General features: G+C 68.4%; 19 protein-coding genes and 1 pseudogene. 10 read left to right on the forward strand and 10 right to left on the reverse strand.

All coding sequences use genetic code 11. The features are described from left to right. Window positions 1–10: 10 nt before the first annotated feature. From I7X18_RS27790 to I7X18_RS27810, 5 genes are read right to left on the reverse strand one after another with little or no spacing between them, the layout of a single operon-like run. Entirely contained in the window at window positions 11–868 is an 858-nt protein-coding gene (locus I7X18_RS27790) for a polysaccharide deacetylase family protein (RefSeq protein WP_193045565.1), read from the reverse strand. Next, window positions 865–1845: an agmatinase gene (gene speB, locus I7X18_RS27795; protein ID WP_193045564.1), complete on the reverse strand. Its 981-nt coding sequence runs from the start codon at window positions 1843–1845 to the stop codon at window positions 865–867. Before speB ends, I7X18_RS27790 begins: the two co-directional genes overlap by 4 nt. Then, window positions 1842–2606: an SDR family NAD(P)-dependent oxidoreductase gene (locus I7X18_RS27800; protein ID WP_193045563.1), complete on the reverse strand. Its 765-nt coding sequence runs from the start codon at window positions 2604–2606 to the stop codon at window positions 1842–1844. The genes speB and I7X18_RS27800 overlap by 4 nt, the downstream gene beginning before the upstream one ends. Further along, on the reverse strand, window positions 2603–3295 hold the full coding sequence (locus I7X18_RS27805) for an SDR family NAD(P)-dependent oxidoreductase (protein ID WP_193045562.1): 693 nt from the start codon (window positions 3293–3295) through the stop codon (window positions 2603–2605). The genes I7X18_RS27800 and I7X18_RS27805 overlap by 4 nt, the downstream gene beginning before the upstream one ends. Further along, entirely contained in the window at window positions 3292–4758 is a 1467-nt protein-coding gene (locus I7X18_RS27810; protein WP_193045561.1) for an APC family permease, read from the reverse strand. The genes I7X18_RS27805 and I7X18_RS27810 overlap by 4 nt, the downstream gene beginning before the upstream one ends. A 209-nt stretch (window positions 4759–4967) precedes the next feature. Between I7X18_RS27810 and I7X18_RS27815 the strand changes: the two genes are divergently transcribed. From I7X18_RS27815 to I7X18_RS27835, 5 genes are all read left to right on the forward strand, one after another. After that, window positions 4968–6311, forward strand: coding sequence for a PucR family transcriptional regulator (locus I7X18_RS27815; protein WP_226863429.1), 1344 nt, complete (start codon window positions 4968–4970; stop codon window positions 6309–6311). Between the two features lie 138 nt (window positions 6312–6449). Further along, complete coding sequence (locus I7X18_RS27820; RefSeq protein ID WP_193045560.1) at window positions 6450–7289, forward strand: ABC transporter ATP-binding protein; 840 nt, start codon at window positions 6450–6452, stop codon at window positions 7287–7289. Next, window positions 7286–8299: an aliphatic sulfonate ABC transporter substrate-binding protein gene (locus tag I7X18_RS27825; protein WP_193045559.1), complete on the forward strand. Its 1014-nt coding sequence runs from the start codon at window positions 7286–7288 to the stop codon at window positions 8297–8299. Before I7X18_RS27820 ends, I7X18_RS27825 begins: the two co-directional genes overlap by 4 nt. A 136-nt stretch (window positions 8300–8435) precedes the next feature. Beyond that, window positions 8436–9071: an ABC transporter permease gene (locus I7X18_RS27830; protein WP_404822799.1), complete on the forward strand. Its 636-nt coding sequence runs from the start codon at window positions 8436–8438 to the stop codon at window positions 9069–9071. A 37-nt stretch (window positions 9072–9108) separates the two neighbouring features. Beyond that, on the forward strand, window positions 9109–10578 hold the full coding sequence (locus tag I7X18_RS27835) for an amidase (RefSeq protein WP_193045557.1): 1470 nt from the start codon (window positions 9109–9111) through the stop codon (window positions 10576–10578). Window positions 10579–10585: 7 nt separating this feature from the next. On the opposite strand, the gene I7X18_RS27840 is transcribed toward I7X18_RS27835, so the two are convergent. After that, window positions 10586–11356 (reverse strand): hypothetical protein, encoded by a 771-nt coding sequence (locus I7X18_RS27840; protein WP_198730494.1) that lies wholly within the window; start codon window positions 11354–11356, stop codon window positions 10586–10588. Beyond that, window positions 11353–11559: pseudogene (locus tag I7X18_RS29765) on the reverse strand (hypothetical protein); the annotation flags it as partial. The pseudogene I7X18_RS29765 and the gene I7X18_RS27840, both read right to left, overlap by 4 nt. Before the next feature lie 555 nt (window positions 11560–12114). On the opposite strand from I7X18_RS29765, the gene I7X18_RS27850 reads away from it, so the two are divergent. The 3 genes from I7X18_RS27850 (at window position 12115) to I7X18_RS30190 (ending at window position 15365) form a co-directional block, all read left to right on the forward strand. After that, window positions 12115–13209 carry an NADH:flavin oxidoreductase gene (locus I7X18_RS27850; protein ID WP_193045555.1) on the forward strand — a complete coding sequence of 365 codons (1095 nt, stop codon included), beginning with the start codon at window positions 12115–12117 and terminating at the stop codon, window positions 13207–13209. Between the two features lie 39 nt (window positions 13210–13248). Further along, a complete protein-coding gene (locus I7X18_RS27855) occupies window positions 13249–14802 on the forward strand; it encodes an FAD-dependent monooxygenase (RefSeq protein WP_193045554.1) in 1554 nt (517 codons plus the stop codon). Window positions 14803–14969: 167 nt separating this feature from the next. Continuing rightward, entirely contained in the window at window positions 14970–15365 is a 396-nt protein-coding gene (locus I7X18_RS30190; RefSeq protein WP_226863304.1) for an MmyB family transcriptional regulator, read from the forward strand. Here I7X18_RS30190 and I7X18_RS27865 read toward each other — a convergent pair. After that, a complete protein-coding gene (locus I7X18_RS27865) occupies window positions 15272–15625 on the reverse strand; it encodes a Fe-S protein (protein ID WP_193045553.1) in 354 nt (117 codons plus the stop codon). The genes I7X18_RS30190 and I7X18_RS27865 overlap by 94 nt on opposite strands. A gap of 73 nt (window positions 15626–15698) precedes the next feature. Continuing rightward, window positions 15699–16598, reverse strand: coding sequence for an SDR family oxidoreductase (locus I7X18_RS27870; RefSeq protein WP_193045552.1), 900 nt, complete (start codon window positions 16596–16598; stop codon window positions 15699–15701). Window positions 16599–16674: 76 nt separating this feature from the next. Between I7X18_RS27870 and I7X18_RS27875 the strand changes: the two genes are divergently transcribed. Continuing rightward, entirely contained in the window at window positions 16675–17238 is a 564-nt protein-coding gene (locus I7X18_RS27875; RefSeq protein ID WP_193045551.1) for a TetR family transcriptional regulator, read from the forward strand. An 80-nt stretch (window positions 17239–17318) separates the two neighbouring features. Here I7X18_RS27875 and I7X18_RS27880 read toward each other — a convergent pair whose 3' ends face one another. Continuing rightward, complete coding sequence (locus I7X18_RS27880) at window positions 17319–17672, reverse strand: VOC family protein (RefSeq protein ID WP_193045550.1); 354 nt, start codon at window positions 17670–17672, stop codon at window positions 17319–17321. A 245-nt stretch (window positions 17673–17917) separates the two neighbouring features. Here I7X18_RS27880 and I7X18_RS27885 point away from each other — a divergent pair, with 245 nt between their 5' ends. Further along, window positions 17918–18118 carry a cupin domain-containing protein gene (locus I7X18_RS27885; protein ID WP_198730496.1) on the forward strand — a complete coding sequence of 67 codons (201 nt, stop codon included), beginning with the start codon at window positions 17918–17920 and terminating at the stop codon, window positions 18116–18118. The last annotated feature ends 4 nt before the right edge of the window (window positions 18119–18122 follow it).

Genomic DNA, 18122 nt, shown 5'->3' on the forward strand with positions numbered 1-18122 from the left:
TGGTCGCGCGTCAGCGCGGCACGTCGGGCGGTGTGATGCTCCGGGGTTGGAGTCCGAGTGAGCGGACGTGTTCGGCGATCGCGCCGAGGTTGGTGGTCCACACGTCGTCGTGGTCGAGCACGTAGCGCATCAGGTCGTCGAGCTCGGCGGCCCGTGACGTTCGCCCGGTCAGGAACGGATGGTTGGTCAGCACCCAGCAGCCGCCGACCCGGCGCAGGCCGTCGAATTCCAGTTGCCACAGTTCCCGCGCCTTTCGGGGGCTCTCGATGAGACCGCTGCCGGAGATGTCGGGGAGGAAGCAGTACTGCTCCCAGTCGTCGAGCGCCCACTGGATCGGGATCTCGACCAGCGGGTCGTGGCCCGCCACCGCCAACTCGTAGGGATGGTCGGCGTCCATCAGGCTCGAGTCGTAGAGGAATCCACGCTCGGCCAAAAGCGCGGGCGTGCGCCACGACAGGTCCCACATCGGCGCCCGGTACCCGACGGGCCGCACCCCGGCGACGTCGGCGAGAGCGGCCAGGCCCCGGTCGATGACGTCGATCTCCTCTTCGAGGGTCAGCGCGGTCGGCTGTTCATGCAGGTACCCATGGTGGGCGATCTCGTGCCCGGCGGCCACGATGCTGCGGATCGCCTGCGGGTAGCGGTCGGCGGTATGGCCGGGCACGAAGAACGTCGACGGGATCTGGTGGCGCTCCAGCAGATCGAGGATGCGGGGGACGCCGACCAGTGGGCCGTAGGCCTGGTGGCTCATCACGCTCATCCGCGCACCGACGGACTCGTTGTTCCACAGCACCGCGGATTCGGCGTCCACGTCGAACGTGAAGGCCGCCGCCGCGGATTTACCGTCCGGCCACCGCAATTCGCTCATCGGTCCGCCATCAGCGTGATCAGCTCGTAGGCGAGGTTGGCCCCGGCGACCGCGGTGACCTCGGCCTGGTCGTAGGCCGGCGCCACCTCCACGATGTCGGCGGCCACGATGTTCAGCCCATGCATGGCCCGCAGCACCGCGACCAGTTCGCGGCTGGTCATCCCGCCGATCTCGGGTGTTCCGGTCCCCGGCGCGAACGCCGGATCCAGCACGTCGATGTCGATGGACACGTACACGGGGTGCTCGCCGACCCGCTCGAGTATCCGCGCGATCACCCCGTCGACACCGATGCGGTCGATGTCGCGGCAGTGCACGACGGTGAACCCGAGTTCGGCGTCCTCGAGCAGGTCCGCCCGGTCGTAGAGCGAACCGCGGATCCCGACGTGCGCCGAGTGGTCTTTGACCAGCAACCCCTGCTCGGAGGCCCGCCGGAACGGTGTGCCGTGGGTGCAGGGGGCGCCGAAGTAGGTGTCCCAGGTGTCGAGGTGGGCGTCGAAGTGCACCAACGCCACTGGGCCGTGCACCTGGTTGACCGCCTGCAGGGCCGGCAGCGCGATGGTGTGGTCGCCGCCGAGGAGCACCACGCGCTGTTCGGGCCGGGTCAGAAGCCCCAGCACGCCGGCGCGGATCTCGTCGACGGCGGTGGTGATGTCGAACGGGTTGGCTGCGATGTCGCCGGCGTCGACGACCTGGGCCGCGGCGAAGGGCGCCACGTCGAGGGCGGGGTGGTACGGCTTGAGCAGCCGCGACGCCTGACGGATCGCGGCGGGGCCGAAGCGGGCGCCCGGACGGTAGGTCACCCCGCCGTCGAAGGGCACGCCCGCCACGGCGATGTCGTAGTCGCCGACCTCGTGGCGCTGCGGCAACCGTGCGAAGGTTGCGATGCCGGCGTACCGCGGTACCGCCTGCGCGTCGATCTGACCCAACACACCGCCGGCCGATTGCACGTACTGCACGCCATCTCCCCCTGTCGTCATACTCGCCCCCTCGTCGAACCGCCGTTGCTCGAGAGAATCTGTCCGACAACGGCTTCCATGCTGAAATCGCAGAGCAGTTCGATCGCGGCGGACACCTCGGCGGGTGCTCCGATGCGGCCCAACGGAATCCATTCGGCGTACCGCTGATGCATGGTGGCCAGATCGACGCCTGCGGCGTCGGCGTCCACCTGCAGTTGCGGGGTGTCGATCACCCCGGGTGCGACGGCGTTGACGATGATCCGCTCGGGGGCGAGTTCGCGGCCCAGCGTCTTGACCAATGCGATCAGCCCGGCCTTCGACCCGGCATAGGCGGTGGCCTCCGGCCAGCCGGTGACACCCCATTCGCTGCTGACGACCACGATGCGTCCGGCCCCGAGCGCCCGCATGTGTGGCAGCACAGCCTGCACCAGGAAGAAGGTCCCCCCGAGGTTGGTGTCGACGACCTTCCACCAGTCGTCGGGGTCGTGGTCGAGCAGCGGCGCCATCGCCATGTAGGCGTGGTTGGCCACCAGCACGTCGAGCCGCCCGGCGATGCCGGCCACGTGGTTGGCGATGCGGGTGCACTCGTCCGGATCGGACACGTCACCGGCGGCGGTCAGCCCACCGATCTCGGCGGCCAGCGTGCGCAGTGCCTCGCTGTCGCGAATGTCGTTGACGGCCACCGTCGCTCCGGCTGCCGCCAACCGGCGGGCGTGGGCGGCGCCCATACCCTGCGCAGCACCGGTGACCAGGGCGACCCGGCCGGTCAGATCCGTGCTCATATGACGGCTCCAGAGTTGACGTTGACGACGTCGCCGGTGCTGAACGTCGCGTCGCACACCAGGTATTCGACGCAGCGCGCAACCTCCTGCGGTGTGGTCAGCCGCCGCAAAGGTAGCGAGTTGAGGTATTCCGGTGTGCGACAGGGATTATCGGCGGCCAGCAGGGGCGTGTCGGTCGGGCCGGGCGCTACCGCGTTGACCCGCACACCACGGGCGGCCACCTCGGCGGCCAGGCTGCGGACCACGCCGATGACCGCGCCCTTGGCCGCCGCATAGTGCGCGTCGTCCTCCCCGCCACCGACGGCCAGCTCGCTGGCGACCGCCACCAGGGTGCCGCGGCTCTCCAGCAGGTCGGGCAGGCAGGCCCGCGCGACGTTGACCAGCCCGCCGAGGTGCACGCGCAGCATCGTGTGCCACGCCTCGCGGGTGATGTCGGCGACCGGGACCATCTCGTAGTGGCCGGCGGAGTTCACCACCGCACTGATCGGGCCGAGCCGGTCCCGCAGTTCGGCGACCGCAGCCGCGACCGCACGCCCGTCCGAGATGTCCACGGCGACAGAGTGTTCGATGTTGGGTGCTGGGTTGCGGTCCAGACAGCCGACGGAGTATCCGCGCCGAGTCAGCGCGGTGACGACCGCGGCGCCGATACCGCTGGCGCCGCCGGTGACCAGAGCTACGGGGTTACTCATGGGCGGTCGGCCAGTTCGTCCTCGGCCTCGATGTCATCGATCACCGAGGTCGCCACGATGTGCGACCGCACCGACGCGAAGATGGCCGCGCCGAGCAGGAACAACACCGCGATGCCGATCCATACCGACCAGTCGAGATAGCGCTGCTCGAAGGCGACACGCGGCCAGGCGATGTTGATGAACTGCAGCACCGCCCACACCACGGCCGTCGCCGCGACCGGCAGCGTCCACGCGCCGAGCGAGAAGCGGGCGGGCGTCCACTGGCGGCGCACCAGCACCACCAGGAAACCGATCAGCGGGAACAGGAATGCCAGGTAGAAGCCCCCGGAGGTGAAGTTCACCATCAGCGTGTACACATCGTTGGCGACAATGCTCAGGGCGAACAGCGCCGCGCCGACCACGGTGGTGATCAGGATCGCGACCGTCGGGATGCGGGCCTGGCCGCGCAGCCGCGCGAGGGCACCCGACGCCGGTAACGCACCGTCGCGCGCATAGGCCCAGATGACCCGCGAGGCGGACGTCTGCAGCGCCAGGAAGCTGGCCAGGAAGCCGATGACGAAAAGCAACTGCACCGGTTTGGCGATGCCTGCGCCCAGCGCGTCGGTCAGGGTGTCGTACACCGGGTCGGCAACGCTGCCCTCGGCGACCGCATCGAGATCCGGGATCGCCAGGATGATCGCCAGGCTGGAGTAGCCCACCACGAGCGCGATGAACGTCAGCGAGAACAGCACGGCCTTGGGCAGGTGGCGCCGCGGCTCGTGCACCTCCTCAGCGATGGAGCCGGCGCTTTCGAAGCCGACGAACGAGAAACCGATGAACGCCACCGCCAGCAGGAAAGGCCCGGACAGGTAGGCGAAGAAGTCGACGTCGGGCCCGCCCCCAGTGAAGAGCACCGACAGCGAGTTCTGGCGGTGGAACAGCAGCAGCCAGGTGCCGAGCCCGACCGAGCCGATCACCTCGGCGATGATGCTGGCCGTCATGAACGCCTTGAGCGCGCCACGGCCGATCAGGTTGACCCCGGTGCCGCCCAGCAGGATGACCAGGGCGATCAGCGCGAGTGTCCCGCCGGAGGGTTCCTCCAGCCCGATGATGTTGGCGATGAAGCCCGCCGCACCGAGCGCGACGGTGGCCATGGCGATCACCAGCGTCCACATGTACGCCCAGCCGGCGAACCAGCCGTAGCCGTTGCCGAGCAGCCGCCGCGACCACTGGTAGATCGAACCTTCCAGCGGCCAGCGCGACACCAGCTGGGCGAAGACGAGCGCGACGAGGAACTGGCCGCCGAACACCAGCAGGAAGCCCCACCAGAAACTCGGCCCGGCCGCCGAGAGCGCCAGGCCGAAGATGGCGTACAGCGCGACGATCGGTGAGATGAAGGCGAACGCGAACGCGAACGCCGACCACAGCGAGAACTCCCGGCGCAGCTGTTGGGGCTGCTCCACGGGGCTGATGGGTGACGACATGTGCTGACTATCACGCCAGGTCAGCGCGTACGCCAGGCAATGTGCCGAACACGCAGCGATTCCACCGGGTGACCGCGCCGCATTGGACGATCGCACAACGCCGACCCGCGTTGATATGACAGTGGCGTTACGCTCGTCCAATGATGGCGCCGCTGCCGGGCGTTCCGGCGGAGCCCGCGACCGGCTCCACCGACGGAGGAACCCCCACCCTGCGCGCCGTGGTCGACGCGTTGCGGCTGGGGCTCGCCGTCCCCGACGTCGCCTCGGGCCACCTCGACCGGCCCATCAGCTGGGCGCACATCACCGAGATGCGCGATCCGTCGCGGTATCTACGCGGCGGCGAGTTGGTGTGCACGGTGGGCCTGAGCCTGCAGACCCCGCAGGATTGCCGGACCTTCGCCGACGCGTTGGCGAACGCGGCCGCGGCCGGCGTGTGTTTCGGTATCGGCGACGGCCACGACGAGGTGCCCGCCGCCCTGCTCGACCAGTGCCGGCGCCACGGCCTGCCGGTGCTCGTCGCGTCGCCGAGCGTGCCGTTCAGCGACGTCAGCCGGTTCATCGCGGAATACGAGCTCGGTTCGGAGATCGCCGTGGCACGCGCCACGAATGCGCTGGTGCCGGAGCTGCTGTCGGCGCTGCGGCGGCATGCGTCAGCGCGTGAACTCCTCGATACCGCCGGGCAGCTTCTCGGGTGTTACTTCCTGCTCGCCCCGGACGGGGAAGCCGAGCCGGCGACGGTGTCGGTCGACGTGCCGGGTGTGGGCAGCCTGGGCTGGATGGGCGGTGGCGACCCGCCGGAGCCGGCACTGCTCGACCTGATCGCGCGGTTCGTGCGCGCCACCCAGGGGGAACGGGACGTCGAGTCGGCGCTCGCGCGCGAACGCGTCGGTCAACTCCTGTCGCTCGTCGAGCGACGGATGCTGCTGCCCGACGCCCTGGGTCAGCTGCTGGACTGGCCGGGGTTCGCAGCAGGCGAGGTCACGTGTTCGGCGTGGCCGGCCGGGGCGGGTGCACTGCTGTCGATGGCGTTCCCGGAGGCGTTGGTCGGCGACGCGCCCGATCTGTGCCTGATGGTCACCACGCAGTCGCTCGACGTGACCGACGACTTGTCCTTGCCCTCGGGGCATTCCGCGATGGTTCCGCTGACGGAGGTCGGTTCGGCCATCGGCCAGGCGCGCATCGCCCTTGATCTGGCTCAGCGCCGCGGCCGTCGCGTCGGACCCGATCAGTTGAGCACGCTCGACAGCCTCCTCGACCAGCTCCCACCCGCCCAGCTCGCCCCCTTCCGCCAGCAGCTCATCGATCCGCTCGCGGAGATGGACCGGCGGCGCGGTACGCAGCACGTGCGCACGCTGCGGGCATTCCTCTCCGCGAACGGTTCGCTCAGCGATACCGCCAAAGATCTGTATCTGCACACCAACACGGTGCGTCACCGACTGGCCCGCATTCTCGAACTCACGGGCCGAGACCCGTTGAACCGCAACGATCAATCGGCCTTCGCGATCGGCCTGCACGCTGCTGACCGGGACGGCCGGCGGGCGTCGGCCGGCTGATCGTCAGAAGAGGTCGAGCGCGGACGCGCCGCGGCGATCGGCAACAGTTCAAACCACCGTGGGCAAAACCCGTGACGCCGCATGAGATCTCGACGAGCATGCGGAAGTCCCTGACAACCCTCTGGCTGGAGTCCCCGTATGTCCGCGAGTACCCCGGTCACACTCGACCGCGTCACCGACCAGGCATTCGCGGTGTCCTGCGAAGGTCTCGGCCGCGCATTCACCGGCGGCGACGGCGACATCCGGCCCGTCCTGCGCGATATCACCCTCGACATCGCACCGCGGGAGATCATCGCGATCCTCGGCGCCAGCGGCTGCGGTAAGTCCACGCTGCTGCGCATCGTCGCAGGTCTCGATACCCCGTCCGCAGGCGCAGTCCGCATCGACGCCACCCCGGTCAGGGCCTACGACCCGCGCTGCGCCGTCGGCTTCCAGGAGCCGCGCCTGCTGCCGTGGCGCACGCTCGCGCAGAACGTGGCGCTCGGACTGCCCAGGCACACACCGGCGGCGTCCCGCCGCGAGACCGTCGCCCACCTGCTCGAACTCGTCGGGCTCACCGAGTTCGCCGGCCACCGTCCACGGGAGGTGAGCGGCGGGATGGCGCAACGCACCTCGCTCGCGCGCGCACTGGCGCGCAATCCCGGTGTGCTGCTGCTCGACGAACCGTTCGGCGCACTCGACGCGCTCACCCGGATGAAGATGCAGGATCTGCTGCTCGACGTGCACGCGGCCGCCCCCGCGACGGTGCTGCTGGTCACCCATGACGTCGACGAGGCGCTGCAGTTGGCCGACCGGGTGATCCTGCTCGGCCGCGAGGACGGAGTGGCCGGCGCCACGATCCAGCAGACAGTCGTCGTCCCGGGACGCCGCCCGCGTGACCGCGGTTCGGCGGAGCTCGCCGAACTGCGCGGCCGCCTCCTCGACGGCCTCGGCGTCGATCGCCACGGCACCACCACCACCTACGGAAGCAGAGTATGAAGGTCACCGCACTCAAGGCAGTCGTCGTCGCACTGGCCCTCCTACTCACCGGCTGCGTCTCCGGCGAGAACCAGAGCGCACCGTCGTCCACCGAGGACGGCAACGCGCTCGACGGTCAGGTGCTCGACATCGACTTCGCCACCTACAACCCGCTCAGCCTGATCATCAAAGACCAGGGCTGGCTGGAAGCCCAAGGCGTGCAGGTCAACTGGGTTCAGTCGGCGGGATCGAACAAGGCCAACGAAGCCCTGCGGGCCGGCGCGATCGACGTCGGTTCCACCGCAGGCTCGGCCGCGCTCCTCGCCCGCTCGAACGGTTCGCCCATCCAGGTCATCGCGATCTACTCCCAGCCCGAATGGGCTGCGCTCGTTGCCCCCGAGGGCAGCGACATCACCACCGTCGAGCAGCTGCGCGGTAAGAACGTCGCGGCCACCAAGGGCACCGACCCGTACTTCTTCCTGCTGCAGGCATTGGAGGCGCACGGCCTCACCGCCGACGACGTGACCGTGCAGAACCTGCAGCACGCCGACGGCTGGGCCGCGCTCCAGAACGGATCGGTAGACGCGTGGGCCGGCCTCGACCCGATCATGGCAGGCGCCGAGCAGACGGGCGCGACACTCTTCTACCGCAACGTCGACCTCAACAGTTTCGGCTTCCTCAACGCCCGCGAGGACTTCCTCGCCAACAAGCCGGAACTCGCCCAACTCGTCGTCGACTCCTACGCGGCCGCTGCGGCCTGGGCCGCCGAAAACCCCGACCAGACAGCGCAAATCCTCGCCGACGCGGCAGGCATCGACCTTCCCGTCGCGCAGAAGGTCATCCGTGAGCGTTCGAACCTCGACGTCGACCAGGTGCCCGGCTCCACCCAGCTCGCGGTGCTCGAGAAGATCGGGCCCATCTTCGTGGATCTCGGCGACGTGCCGAGCCAGCAGCAGGTCGACGACGCGCTCGGCTCCATCGTCAACGACACCTTCGTCCAGCAGGCCGATGCCGCCCGTATCCAGTCCTGAGACGATATCCGATCTGACACAGCGCCGAGGCGTCCGTGTCGTCGGCGGCGCGCTGATCCCGCTATTCATTCTCGGTGTGTGGCAGTGGGTTTCGACGAGCGGTCTGGTGGCGGCCTCCGTGCTGCCCTCCCCCACGATGGTGTGGCTTGCCGCCGTCGACCTCACCGAGCGTGGGCTCTACGGGCACTACGTGGCGATCTCGACGCAGCGGGTGCTGGTGGGCTTCGCGTTCGGCGCGGCCATCGGGCTGGTGCTGGGCGCCGTCGTCGGCCTCTCCAGGCTGGGCAACATCCTGCTCGCGCCGACACTCGCTGGGGTGCGCGCCGTTCCGTCGCTCGCGTGGGTGCCGCTGCTGATCCTGTGGTTCGGCATCGGCGAGGAGTCGAAGATCATCCTGATCGCGATCGGCGCGTTCTTCCCCGTCTACACGATCGTGGGGGCGGCGCTGCGGCACGTCGACGGCCACCTTCTCGAGGCGAGCCGCGCGTTCGGGCTGCACGGGCTGCGGTTGTTCGCGACCGTGCAACTGCCGGCCGTCGTCCCGTCGACGGTCTCCGCGCTGCGCCTCGCGCTGGCCCAGTCGTGGCTGTTCCTCGTCGCGGCCGAACTCATCGCGAGCTCGATGGGCCTGGGCTTCCTACTGCTCGACTCGGGCCAGAACGGGCGCATCGACCGGATCTTCCTCGCGATCATCTCGCTGGCACTGCTCGGCAAGCTCACCGATTCGCTGCTCGGCCTGTTCGAGAAGTGGGCCATCGCAAAGTGGACGTGACGTCCCGCCCCGCGGCGGAGGCACATACGGTTTGGGCGTGAACTTCGACGAATACCGCGCCCACGACGCGACCGGGCTGGCGAAGCTGGTCGCCGACAAGGAGGTGACGGCGGCGGAGCTGCTGGACGTCGCGAAGCAGCGGGCAGCCGCTGTCAATCCGCGGATCAACGCGATCGTGCGCGACATTCCGCCCGCACCGTCGGGTGAGCGCGGTGGCCCGTTTGCGGGTGTGCCGTTCCTGATCAAGGACCTCGCGCAGGATTACGCCGGTCTGTCCACCTCCGCGGGCTCGCGCGCCCTGATGTCGACACCGGTTGCCGAGCATGCGGCGGTGGTGCAGCGCTGGCTCGACGCCGGCCTGGCCATCTTCGGCAAGACCAACACCCCGGAGTTCGGGGCGAAGGGGATCACAGAGCCGGTCGCCTGGGGACCGGCGCGCAATCCGTGGGACCTGGCGCGGACGCCGGGTGGTTCGTCGGGTGGTTCGGCGGCGGCGGTGGCGGCCGGGATCGTGCCGTGTGCGGGGGCCAACGACGGAGGCGGGTCGATCCGGATTCCGGCGGCGTGCTGTGGACTGGTGGGCCTCAAACCGGGCCGCGGGCTCACTCCCTCGGGGCCGGCGACCGGCGAGTCCATGCACGGCGCGGCGGTGCAGGGCGTGGTGTCGAGGACGGTGCGCGACACCGCGGCCATGCTCGATGTCCTCAGCGGTGGCGAGGCATGCGGTCCGTATGTGCCTGCCGTGCCGACCGAGTCCTTCGCGTCGAATGTGGGCGCCGATCCCGGGACATTGCGGATCGGGGTGCGGGTTCCGTCGGCGATCACGCCGGTCCCTGATCCCGAGGCGTACGCCGCCGTAGCGGCCACCGTGCAGGCGCTGACCGATCTGGGTCACCACGTCGAGGAGCTTCCGGTCGCGCCGTTCGACGATGCCGCGCTCGCCCGCGATTTCCTGCTGACGTGGTTCGTCTACACCGCGTGGGAACTCGATGAGGCCAAACGGGTTTCGGGCGCCGGTGACGAGGCGTTCGAGCGCGACACCCTGATCCTGGCGGCGCTCGGCCGGGCAACGAGCAGTGTGGCGTACGTCGACGCCGTCCAGCGGCGCCACGAGCACACGCGCCGGCTGACCACCTTCTTCGAGTCCTACGACCTGCTGTTGACGCCCACGCTGGCGACTCCGCCTCCGAAGATCGGAGAATTCGACCTGCCCGTCGCGCTGCAGCACGCCTCCGACGTGCTCATCAAGACGCGCACCGCGCGATTGCTGCGCTACACCAAGATCGTGGACGACATCGTGGACAAGAACCTCGGGTGGGTTCCGTACACGCAGCTCGCGAACTTGACTGGGCGACCGGCTATTTCACTGCCCCTGCACTGGACCGCCGACGGTCTGCCGCTGGGAGTCCAGTTCGTCGCGCCGCTGGCGGGCGAAGCGCTGCTCATCCGGCTGGCCGCACAACTCGAGCAGGCGCTGCCCTGGGCGGATCGCGTCGCGCCGATCTAAGGTTCGGCTAGTTGGGCTCGAACTGCTCGTCGCGCAGCCGGTCGAGCGCTCGCCCGTCGGTGAGCTCGTCACGATCCTCTGGATGCCTCCAGTAGTGGCGCGTCATCCAGTACAAGGCAGCGCCACTGGATGCATAACGGTCGGCGTTCGGTACGACGACCTGCTTGGCGTCCTTCAGAGTGAAGACAATCGGATTACGGGCTTTTTTCTCCGCTTCGTCTGTGATGTCGACAATGTCAACCCAACACGCAGTTCGGGTACGGAACATATCGGCGTGCGTGATGCCGTCTATTCCAACCCGGAGAAACCCCGGCTCGCGACTGCGGAGCAGCGCAGCCAAGCTGATGGCACAGATCGCCAGAAGAGCGGCCATGAGGTACCGAGTGGCGCCACCACCCCCAGCGGCGGCAAAAGGTAGGTCGACGACTCCGCGTGCAACGAAGGCGAGATAACAGGTCGAGCCGACGATCCCGCCAAATAGAGCAACTCCATACGACCACGCGATGGAGGGGTTGAGCCGCACTGTCGTTCCCGAACTGCTCCAGCCGGCGTGACTCTCGGCTCTCGCCAGCAGGCTGATGGCGAGAGCCACGACCAATCCGCTGAAGAACAGCGCGAGCCCACCAGCGATCAAGGCGGCTAGCGGCGAGCTGTCCCGCAGTGCCACCACCGTTTGTGCGGCACTGTACAGCGCCGCACCGATGCAGATCAGGAAGCCGACATATGCCAATGGCGACGGCCCTGTGACCCATTTGGGCGGGCCCGGCAGAGACCTCATGCGCCGCATAAGACGGTACCCACCTTGGTGCCGATCGTTTTCATCCATTCGCCGGCGGCATAGCCGGCGCCGAAAGCAAGAGCGCGCCCGTACCAGTCACCGTCGATGATCATGAAGCCCGCGATGAGATCCTTGGTTTCGGCAAACGGTCCGTCGGTCACCGGGGGCCTGCCCTCACCGTCGTCGCGGACCCACGCGCCGCAGGCGCGCCTCGGTAGTGCTTGAGGAAAGGGTACTTGGCCATCGCTTTCTCGCTCCAAAGTGGCGACCCTCGTTGGTCGCTCGCCACTGGGACGGAGCCATCACGACATGCTCGTCCGGATCGCGGCCGGTGTCTCGGCGGGTGGTTATCACTGGACGCGATCGGGTAGAAGGTGAGCATGACATCTCCAGATGAGAATGTAACGCCTGAGTCCGGCCAGAAAGATGAAGAAGTGCTGGCCCCCGCCACACCGGGCGCCGAGGCACGCCCCCTGCCCGAGGGAGCAGTCGACAAACCCTCGGAGGGGTGACGGGAGCGCGGCCAGATTGAACTCACGCAGGTCTGTTCTCGAACTTTTCCTGCGTGAGCTCAGCCTCGACGCGCCGACCACGCGAATCCGCTCCGGCACGCACCGCCCTCCGCGACAACCGAGCGACATTGTCGCTAACAGCCGGGCAACTCGCACCCAAAGCCACCGAGAGGCTGCTGGGACCGGTGTGACGAAGGCCGGCCCCGGCGAGGAATCACCGCGGCGGCCGCCGTGTTGCACACCGTCGTGGCTACCCAAGACTTGTTCCAACCCCTCACCGTCGGCTCGTTGACGGTGCCCAACCGGTTTGCGATGGCGCCGATGACCCGGCAGGCGTCACCTGGCGGGGTTCCCGGCGCCGATGTCGCCGAGTACTACCGGCGACGCGCCGCAGGCGGGGTGGGACTGATCATCACCGAAGGCGTCCGGTTGCCGGACCCTGCCGCGGCCCATCCGTTCTCCATCCCGACGCTCGCCGGCGACGATGTCCTCGCCGGCTGGTCGCGCGTGACCGAAGCCGTGCACGCAGACGGCGCCACCATCGCCGCGCAGCTGTGGCATCAGGGTGCGCAGCGCGATGACGCGGACGGCGTGGTGCCGGTCGGCCCGTCCGGCGTCGACGGCCTCGGGCAACCCAGGGGACGGGCGCTCGAGACCGACGAACTCGAGCGCATCGCCGAGTTGTTCGCGCAGAGTGCCCGCACAGCCAGGGATGTCGGGTTCGATGCCGTCGAGCTCCACGGTGCACATGGATATCTGCTCGACGAATTCCTCTGGGAACGAACGAATCTCCGCACCGATGGCTATGGCGGCTCCCTCTCCGCGCGGACCCGCTTCCCCGCCGAGGTGGTGGCCGCAGTGCGTGGAGCAGTCGGCCCGGACTACCCGATCATCTTCCGCTTCTCGCAGTGGAAGGGCGTCGACTACGCGGCATCCATTGCCGATGACCCTACGCAGCTTCAGGAGCTCCTCACTCCCCTGGTGGAAGCGGGAGTGGACGTCTTCCACCCCTCGACACGCAGGCATTACGCGCCCGCATTCCCCGACCACGACGGCGAATTGAGCCTTGCCGGGTGGACCAAGAAGGTCACCGGGTTGCCGGTGATCGCGGTCGGTTCGGTCGGGCTGGAGACGCAGTTCCGAAGTGAGAAGCGGGGACAGATCATTCAGCCCGCGTCCGTCGACCGCCTGCTCGAGCAGTTCGACGCCGGTGAATTCGACATCGTGGCAATCGGACGTGCCCTGCTCGCCGATCCCGGGTGGGTGAATCGGCTGCGTGCCGGCGAGCTCGATGGATTCTCCGGCTACGACCCGGAGACCGCGCTCTCTGCACTCGCCTGATCGGGTCCCCACGCCCTGACTCGTGACTACGGTGACCGTATGTCACCCGGCTACAGCGTCGACGATCTGCCCCTCATCGACACCGAGGTGCTGATCATCGGGGCCGGTCCCACCGGCCTGATGGCCGCTCTGGTACTCGCCCGTCGTGGTGTGCCCGCAGTCGTGGTGGATCGCAAAGCGGGCCCGACCCGGGAATCTCGGGCGTTGGCAGTGCAAGCTCGCACGATGGAGGTCTACGACCAGCTCGGGTTGGCCGGCACCGTACTCGAAAAGGCCAACTCGGCGTTGCGGATTCAGGTCGGCGGATCGTCCCGCGGGATCGGTCCGAACCTGATGAATCTGCAGGATGGTGCCACACGATTTCCGGGCATCCAGATCTTCGAGCAGAGCCGGAACGAGGAGTTGCTCGTCGGCGCGCTGACCGCGGGCGGCGGTGACATCCGCTGGCGGCACCGTCTCGTCGACCTGCAAGACAAGACCGCGGAGCCAGACGGCCGCGTCGAGGCGTTACTCGAAGACGGCGAGGGCAGCCTCCATCGCGTACGGGCCCGCTGGTGCATCGGAGCCGACGGAGCCGCATCAGCGGTGCGGCGCGAACTGAACCTGCCGTTCGAGGGTAAAACCGACGACGCGACGTTCTGGGTCGCCGATGTCCGCGACGTGCGCGGGGTGCCCGACGGGGCGGTCAACATCCGGCCGGGCAAGCGCACCTTCGTCGCGGTCTTCCCGCTGGGGCCCGGCGGTCACGTCCGGCTGTTGGGTCTGGCCGCCAAGGACACCATCACGCAGGACGAAGCGCTCAGCGCCGTGGCTGCCGAGTTCGGGCTGACACACGGTCCGGTGGAATGGTTTTCGACGTACCGGGTGCATCACCGCGTGTCGGCGAAGTTCCGTGTCGGGTCGATCTTCCTGGCTGGGGACGCCGCACACGTGCACTCCCCCGTCGGCGGTCAGGGGATGAACACGGGTCTGCAGGACGCTCACAACCTGGCGATGCTGCTGGCGGATGTGGCCCACAACCGCGTGGACGGGCACGCACTCGACCGCTATGAACGGGAACGCCGGCCTGTGGCGCTGACCCTGGTCAACGTCACCGACCGTGCCTTCACCGTCATCGGCCGCCGCGGACCGTCGGCCGGACTGCTCCGAACGGCCTTCGGCGCCCTGGCATTCGGGTTCTTCCCCCTGGTCACCCGCACGTCGCTCGGGGCCCGCCTCGGCGGCTACATCGGGCAGTACCGCATCCGCTACCACTACACCGCGGCCGCAGATCAGACTGAGTGGGCGCGCGATCCGGTGGTGGGTCTGCGGCTACCGCCCGTCGCCGACAATCAACGGGCCCTCGACACGATGAACTGGCAGCTGCACACCTACGGCGCGGGCACGATCGTCCGCCCCGACGTGCCGGAGTGGATCGTCGGCCCCCAGGAGTTCGGTGACGATCCACACGGCCGGCTGCGGTCCGACCGGCTCTACCTCGTCCGACCGGACCATTTCGTGGCAGCATCTTTTCCGTTGCAGGGCAACAACGTCGACGGCGCACAGCTCAGCGACGCGCTGACGGGCCACCGGCTCGTGCACGTCGGACACTAGGCGATCCTCGCGATCATCTTGCCGACGGTCCCTCGGCATCACCAAACTCTTGTCCGGATTGACCCAGCCGGCCTTCGTCGAGGGCCGCTACTTCGACATCCTGGCCGCCAACTCCATGGCCACGGCACTCTCCCCGCGCCCCCGACTGGGACGGCACCATCGAGTGCTTGATCTCGAGCCTGCGCCAAGGCGTCGGCGCCGACACCGACGACCCCCGCTTCATCGAACTCGTCGGGGAGCTGTCCCTGGCGAGCCCGCGCTTCCGCGCTCTGTGGGCACGCCACGACGTGGGCGTACAGCGTGGGACCACGTCCGTATTCGACCACCCTCAGGTGGGTGTCCTACGCCTGAATCGCGAGTGGCTGGCCATCAGCGGGACGGACGGCATCCATCTCGTCGTCTACCACGCCGACGCCGGGTCAGATGACGCCGACAAGCTCGCGCTCCTTGGATCCGCGACGGCCGCGGGTCACCACAGCACCGCGATCGCCGCTGCGCTGAACGAGAGTGCGCCGATGGCGAAGAACAGCGGACGCGGAACGGACGCGTTACGTTTGCGCTGACGCGCATTGCTCATCCCGACGACCGCACTCAGCACGACGAGGATCGCCAGTTTCACCCCGAGCTTGGGGTAGTTGAGGACGATTCCGGCGGGCCACGGCGCCGCCAGCGCGATGCCGGTCACCAGCGATACCAACAGCCCGTAGTCCATCAACCGCGTGGTGCGGAAGCGATGTGCGGCAGCCTCGGCCGCCCATGCACCGAAGGTGATGGCGAACCCGACGATGTGGATGAGCACGACCGCGTCACGCAAGAACTGCATGCGCGCAACCTACCATCCGGATTCGCCGACGATCGCGTGAAGCGCCGTCAAAGCTGTTTCCGCACAGCGTGTCTCACACCCGTACCGCGGCGTCGAAGTAGTGGCCATGCTCGAGGTCGTCGATCAGGCCGACGTGCGTAGGGCTCCAGCCGGACGATTGTCGCGTGCGCTCGCTCGACGCCGGAGCGTCCATCGAGAACAGGGGTCCGATCCATCCGAAGTGGGTCGCCACCGCGTCGGCGGGGATCGACGTGACGGGCACGCCGAGGTGACGGCCGATGATCCCGGCGATGTCACGGACGGGGATTCCTCCGTCGTCGACCGCGTGCCAGATGGCACCCGCCGGCGCGGATTCCACCGCCTGCCTGAAGAGTCCGGCCGCGTCGAGGCGGTGTACGGCGGGCCACCGGTTGGCGCCCTCGGCTGGGTAGCCGGACACCCCGTTGTCCCGCGCGATCTCGATCAGATGTGGGACGAAGCCGTGGTCGCCCTCGCCGTGCACCGTCGGCGGCAATCGCAGGATCGAGACCCGAACACCCCGATCGGCCCACGGCAGCGCCGCGGTTTCGGAGAACCGCGGTGACGTCGACGCCGCACCGTCGAACTCCGTGATCACGCCACTGGCACCGGTCAGGCCGATCATCCCGGAGGTGACGACGAACGGCCGGCCAGATCCGGCCAATGCGGACCCGAGTGTGTCGATGGCTTGCCGGTCCAGCTCGGCGGCGTTCGCGTAGTCGTCGAAATCGTGGCGGAACGCCAGGTGGATGACCCCGTCGGAGGCGTCGGCACCGGCCCGCAGCGCGTCGAGGTCGTCGAGGCTGCCGCGGTGGACCTGAGCCCCGGCCGCCGCTACCGCATCCGCCGATGCGTCGGAACGCGCCAGCCCGACCACGCTGTGTCCGGCGGCGACGAGTTCTGCGACGACTGCCGATCCGATGAACCCCGACGCGCCTGTGACGAAGATCTTCATGGTTTCCTCCTGATGTCAGCTTCTGTCATCGAGACAACGCTGATGACAGTCCCTGTCATCCCCGTAGGATCGTGGGATGGTCCGGTGGCAGCCCAATGCGCGCGGTCGTCTCGAGCAGGCGGCCTTGGAGTTGTACGCCGAGCGCGGGTTCGACCAGACGACGGTCGCCGAGATCGCCGGCCGCGCCGGACTCACCGAACGCACATTCTTCCGGTACTTCGCCGACAAGCGGGAGGTGCTGTTCTGGGGCCAGACCGCACTGACCGAGGTCATGGTCACAGCGATCGCCGAAGCGCCGGATTCAGCATCACCGATCGAAATGGTCGGGATGGCGTTGGTGGCGGTCGGGCCGACCTTCGAGGGGCGCCGCGACCGGGCGCGTCAACGACAAGCCGTCATCGCTGCCACCCCGGGACTCCAGGAGCGTGAGCTGATGAAGCTCGCCTCGATGGCGGCGGCGATGACCGACGCGCTGCGTGCCCGCGGGGTCGCCGAGACGACCGCCCGACTGGCCGCGGAGTCCGGTGTGGCCGTCTTCAAAATCGCTTTCGAGCGCTGGCTGGGTCCCGACGCGCCCGCAGATCTCACCCAGAACATCCGTGATCTGCTCGACGAGTTGACCTCGCTCAGCGGCCACTAGGGCGGCAGGCTGAGCTACGCCCACCGCTGCGGACCGGTCCCGGGTTTGTACGCCGTAGGCCTTAACGCGCTCGGCGACCCTCAGCGGTTGAGCGGGCTGTAGAACACCAGACTGTTGCCCTTGTTGTCGTAGACGACGGCGCGGCGCTCATGCGCATCGTCGTACGGGCCCTTGACGATTCCGCCGCCGGCCGCCTCGATCGCTTTCGCGGCGCCGTCGACGTCGGTGGTCTTGATGCCGACGACGACCTGCCCGGGGATGGGATGGTCCACGTCGGTCGCCAGAGCAAGCGTCACCGGACCGCCGTCGAGTGCGGCGAAGTGGGCGCCGTCGCGGAACTTCAGCGCCATTCCCAACGTCTCGCTGTAGAACTGGATCGACCCGTCGAGATCGTCGGTCGACAGAATGATCATCTTGACTTCGTGGCCGATCACGGTCGCCTCCTCCATTGAGATCGTCGGCTACAGCATGGCATCGGGGGTGATCTGGGATTCATCGCGTGGTCACCCGACGAGGGGTTGGTGAGCGACGACCTCCTTCGCGGCGCCGCCCCGACACGCGGCGCTGCCGGTCTTCACCCACCGCGTCACGAAGAACTCGCGGATGTCGGCATGACCGGCACTTCCGCGGGTACCAGACGTGAGGAGGGCCGGCGCCGAAGCGGAGGGAGATCTTCACGATGGAGTCCACCTCGGGTATCGACGTCCCCCGTGACCCCGGTGACGTCATCTGGACCCCGCCCGGCGACAAGCACTGGCGCGGCGCCACGCACACCACGGCGATGACCCACATCGCCGTCCAGGCCTTCGTCGACGGTCGACCGGTCGACTGGATGGAACACGTCACCGACGACGAATACCTCGATCAGCGGACCCAGTAAGGAG

The organism is Mycolicibacterium baixiangningiae, assembly GCF_016313185.1.
GTDB lineage: Bacteria > Actinomycetota > Actinomycetes > Mycobacteriales > Mycobacteriaceae > Mycobacterium > Mycobacterium baixiangningiae.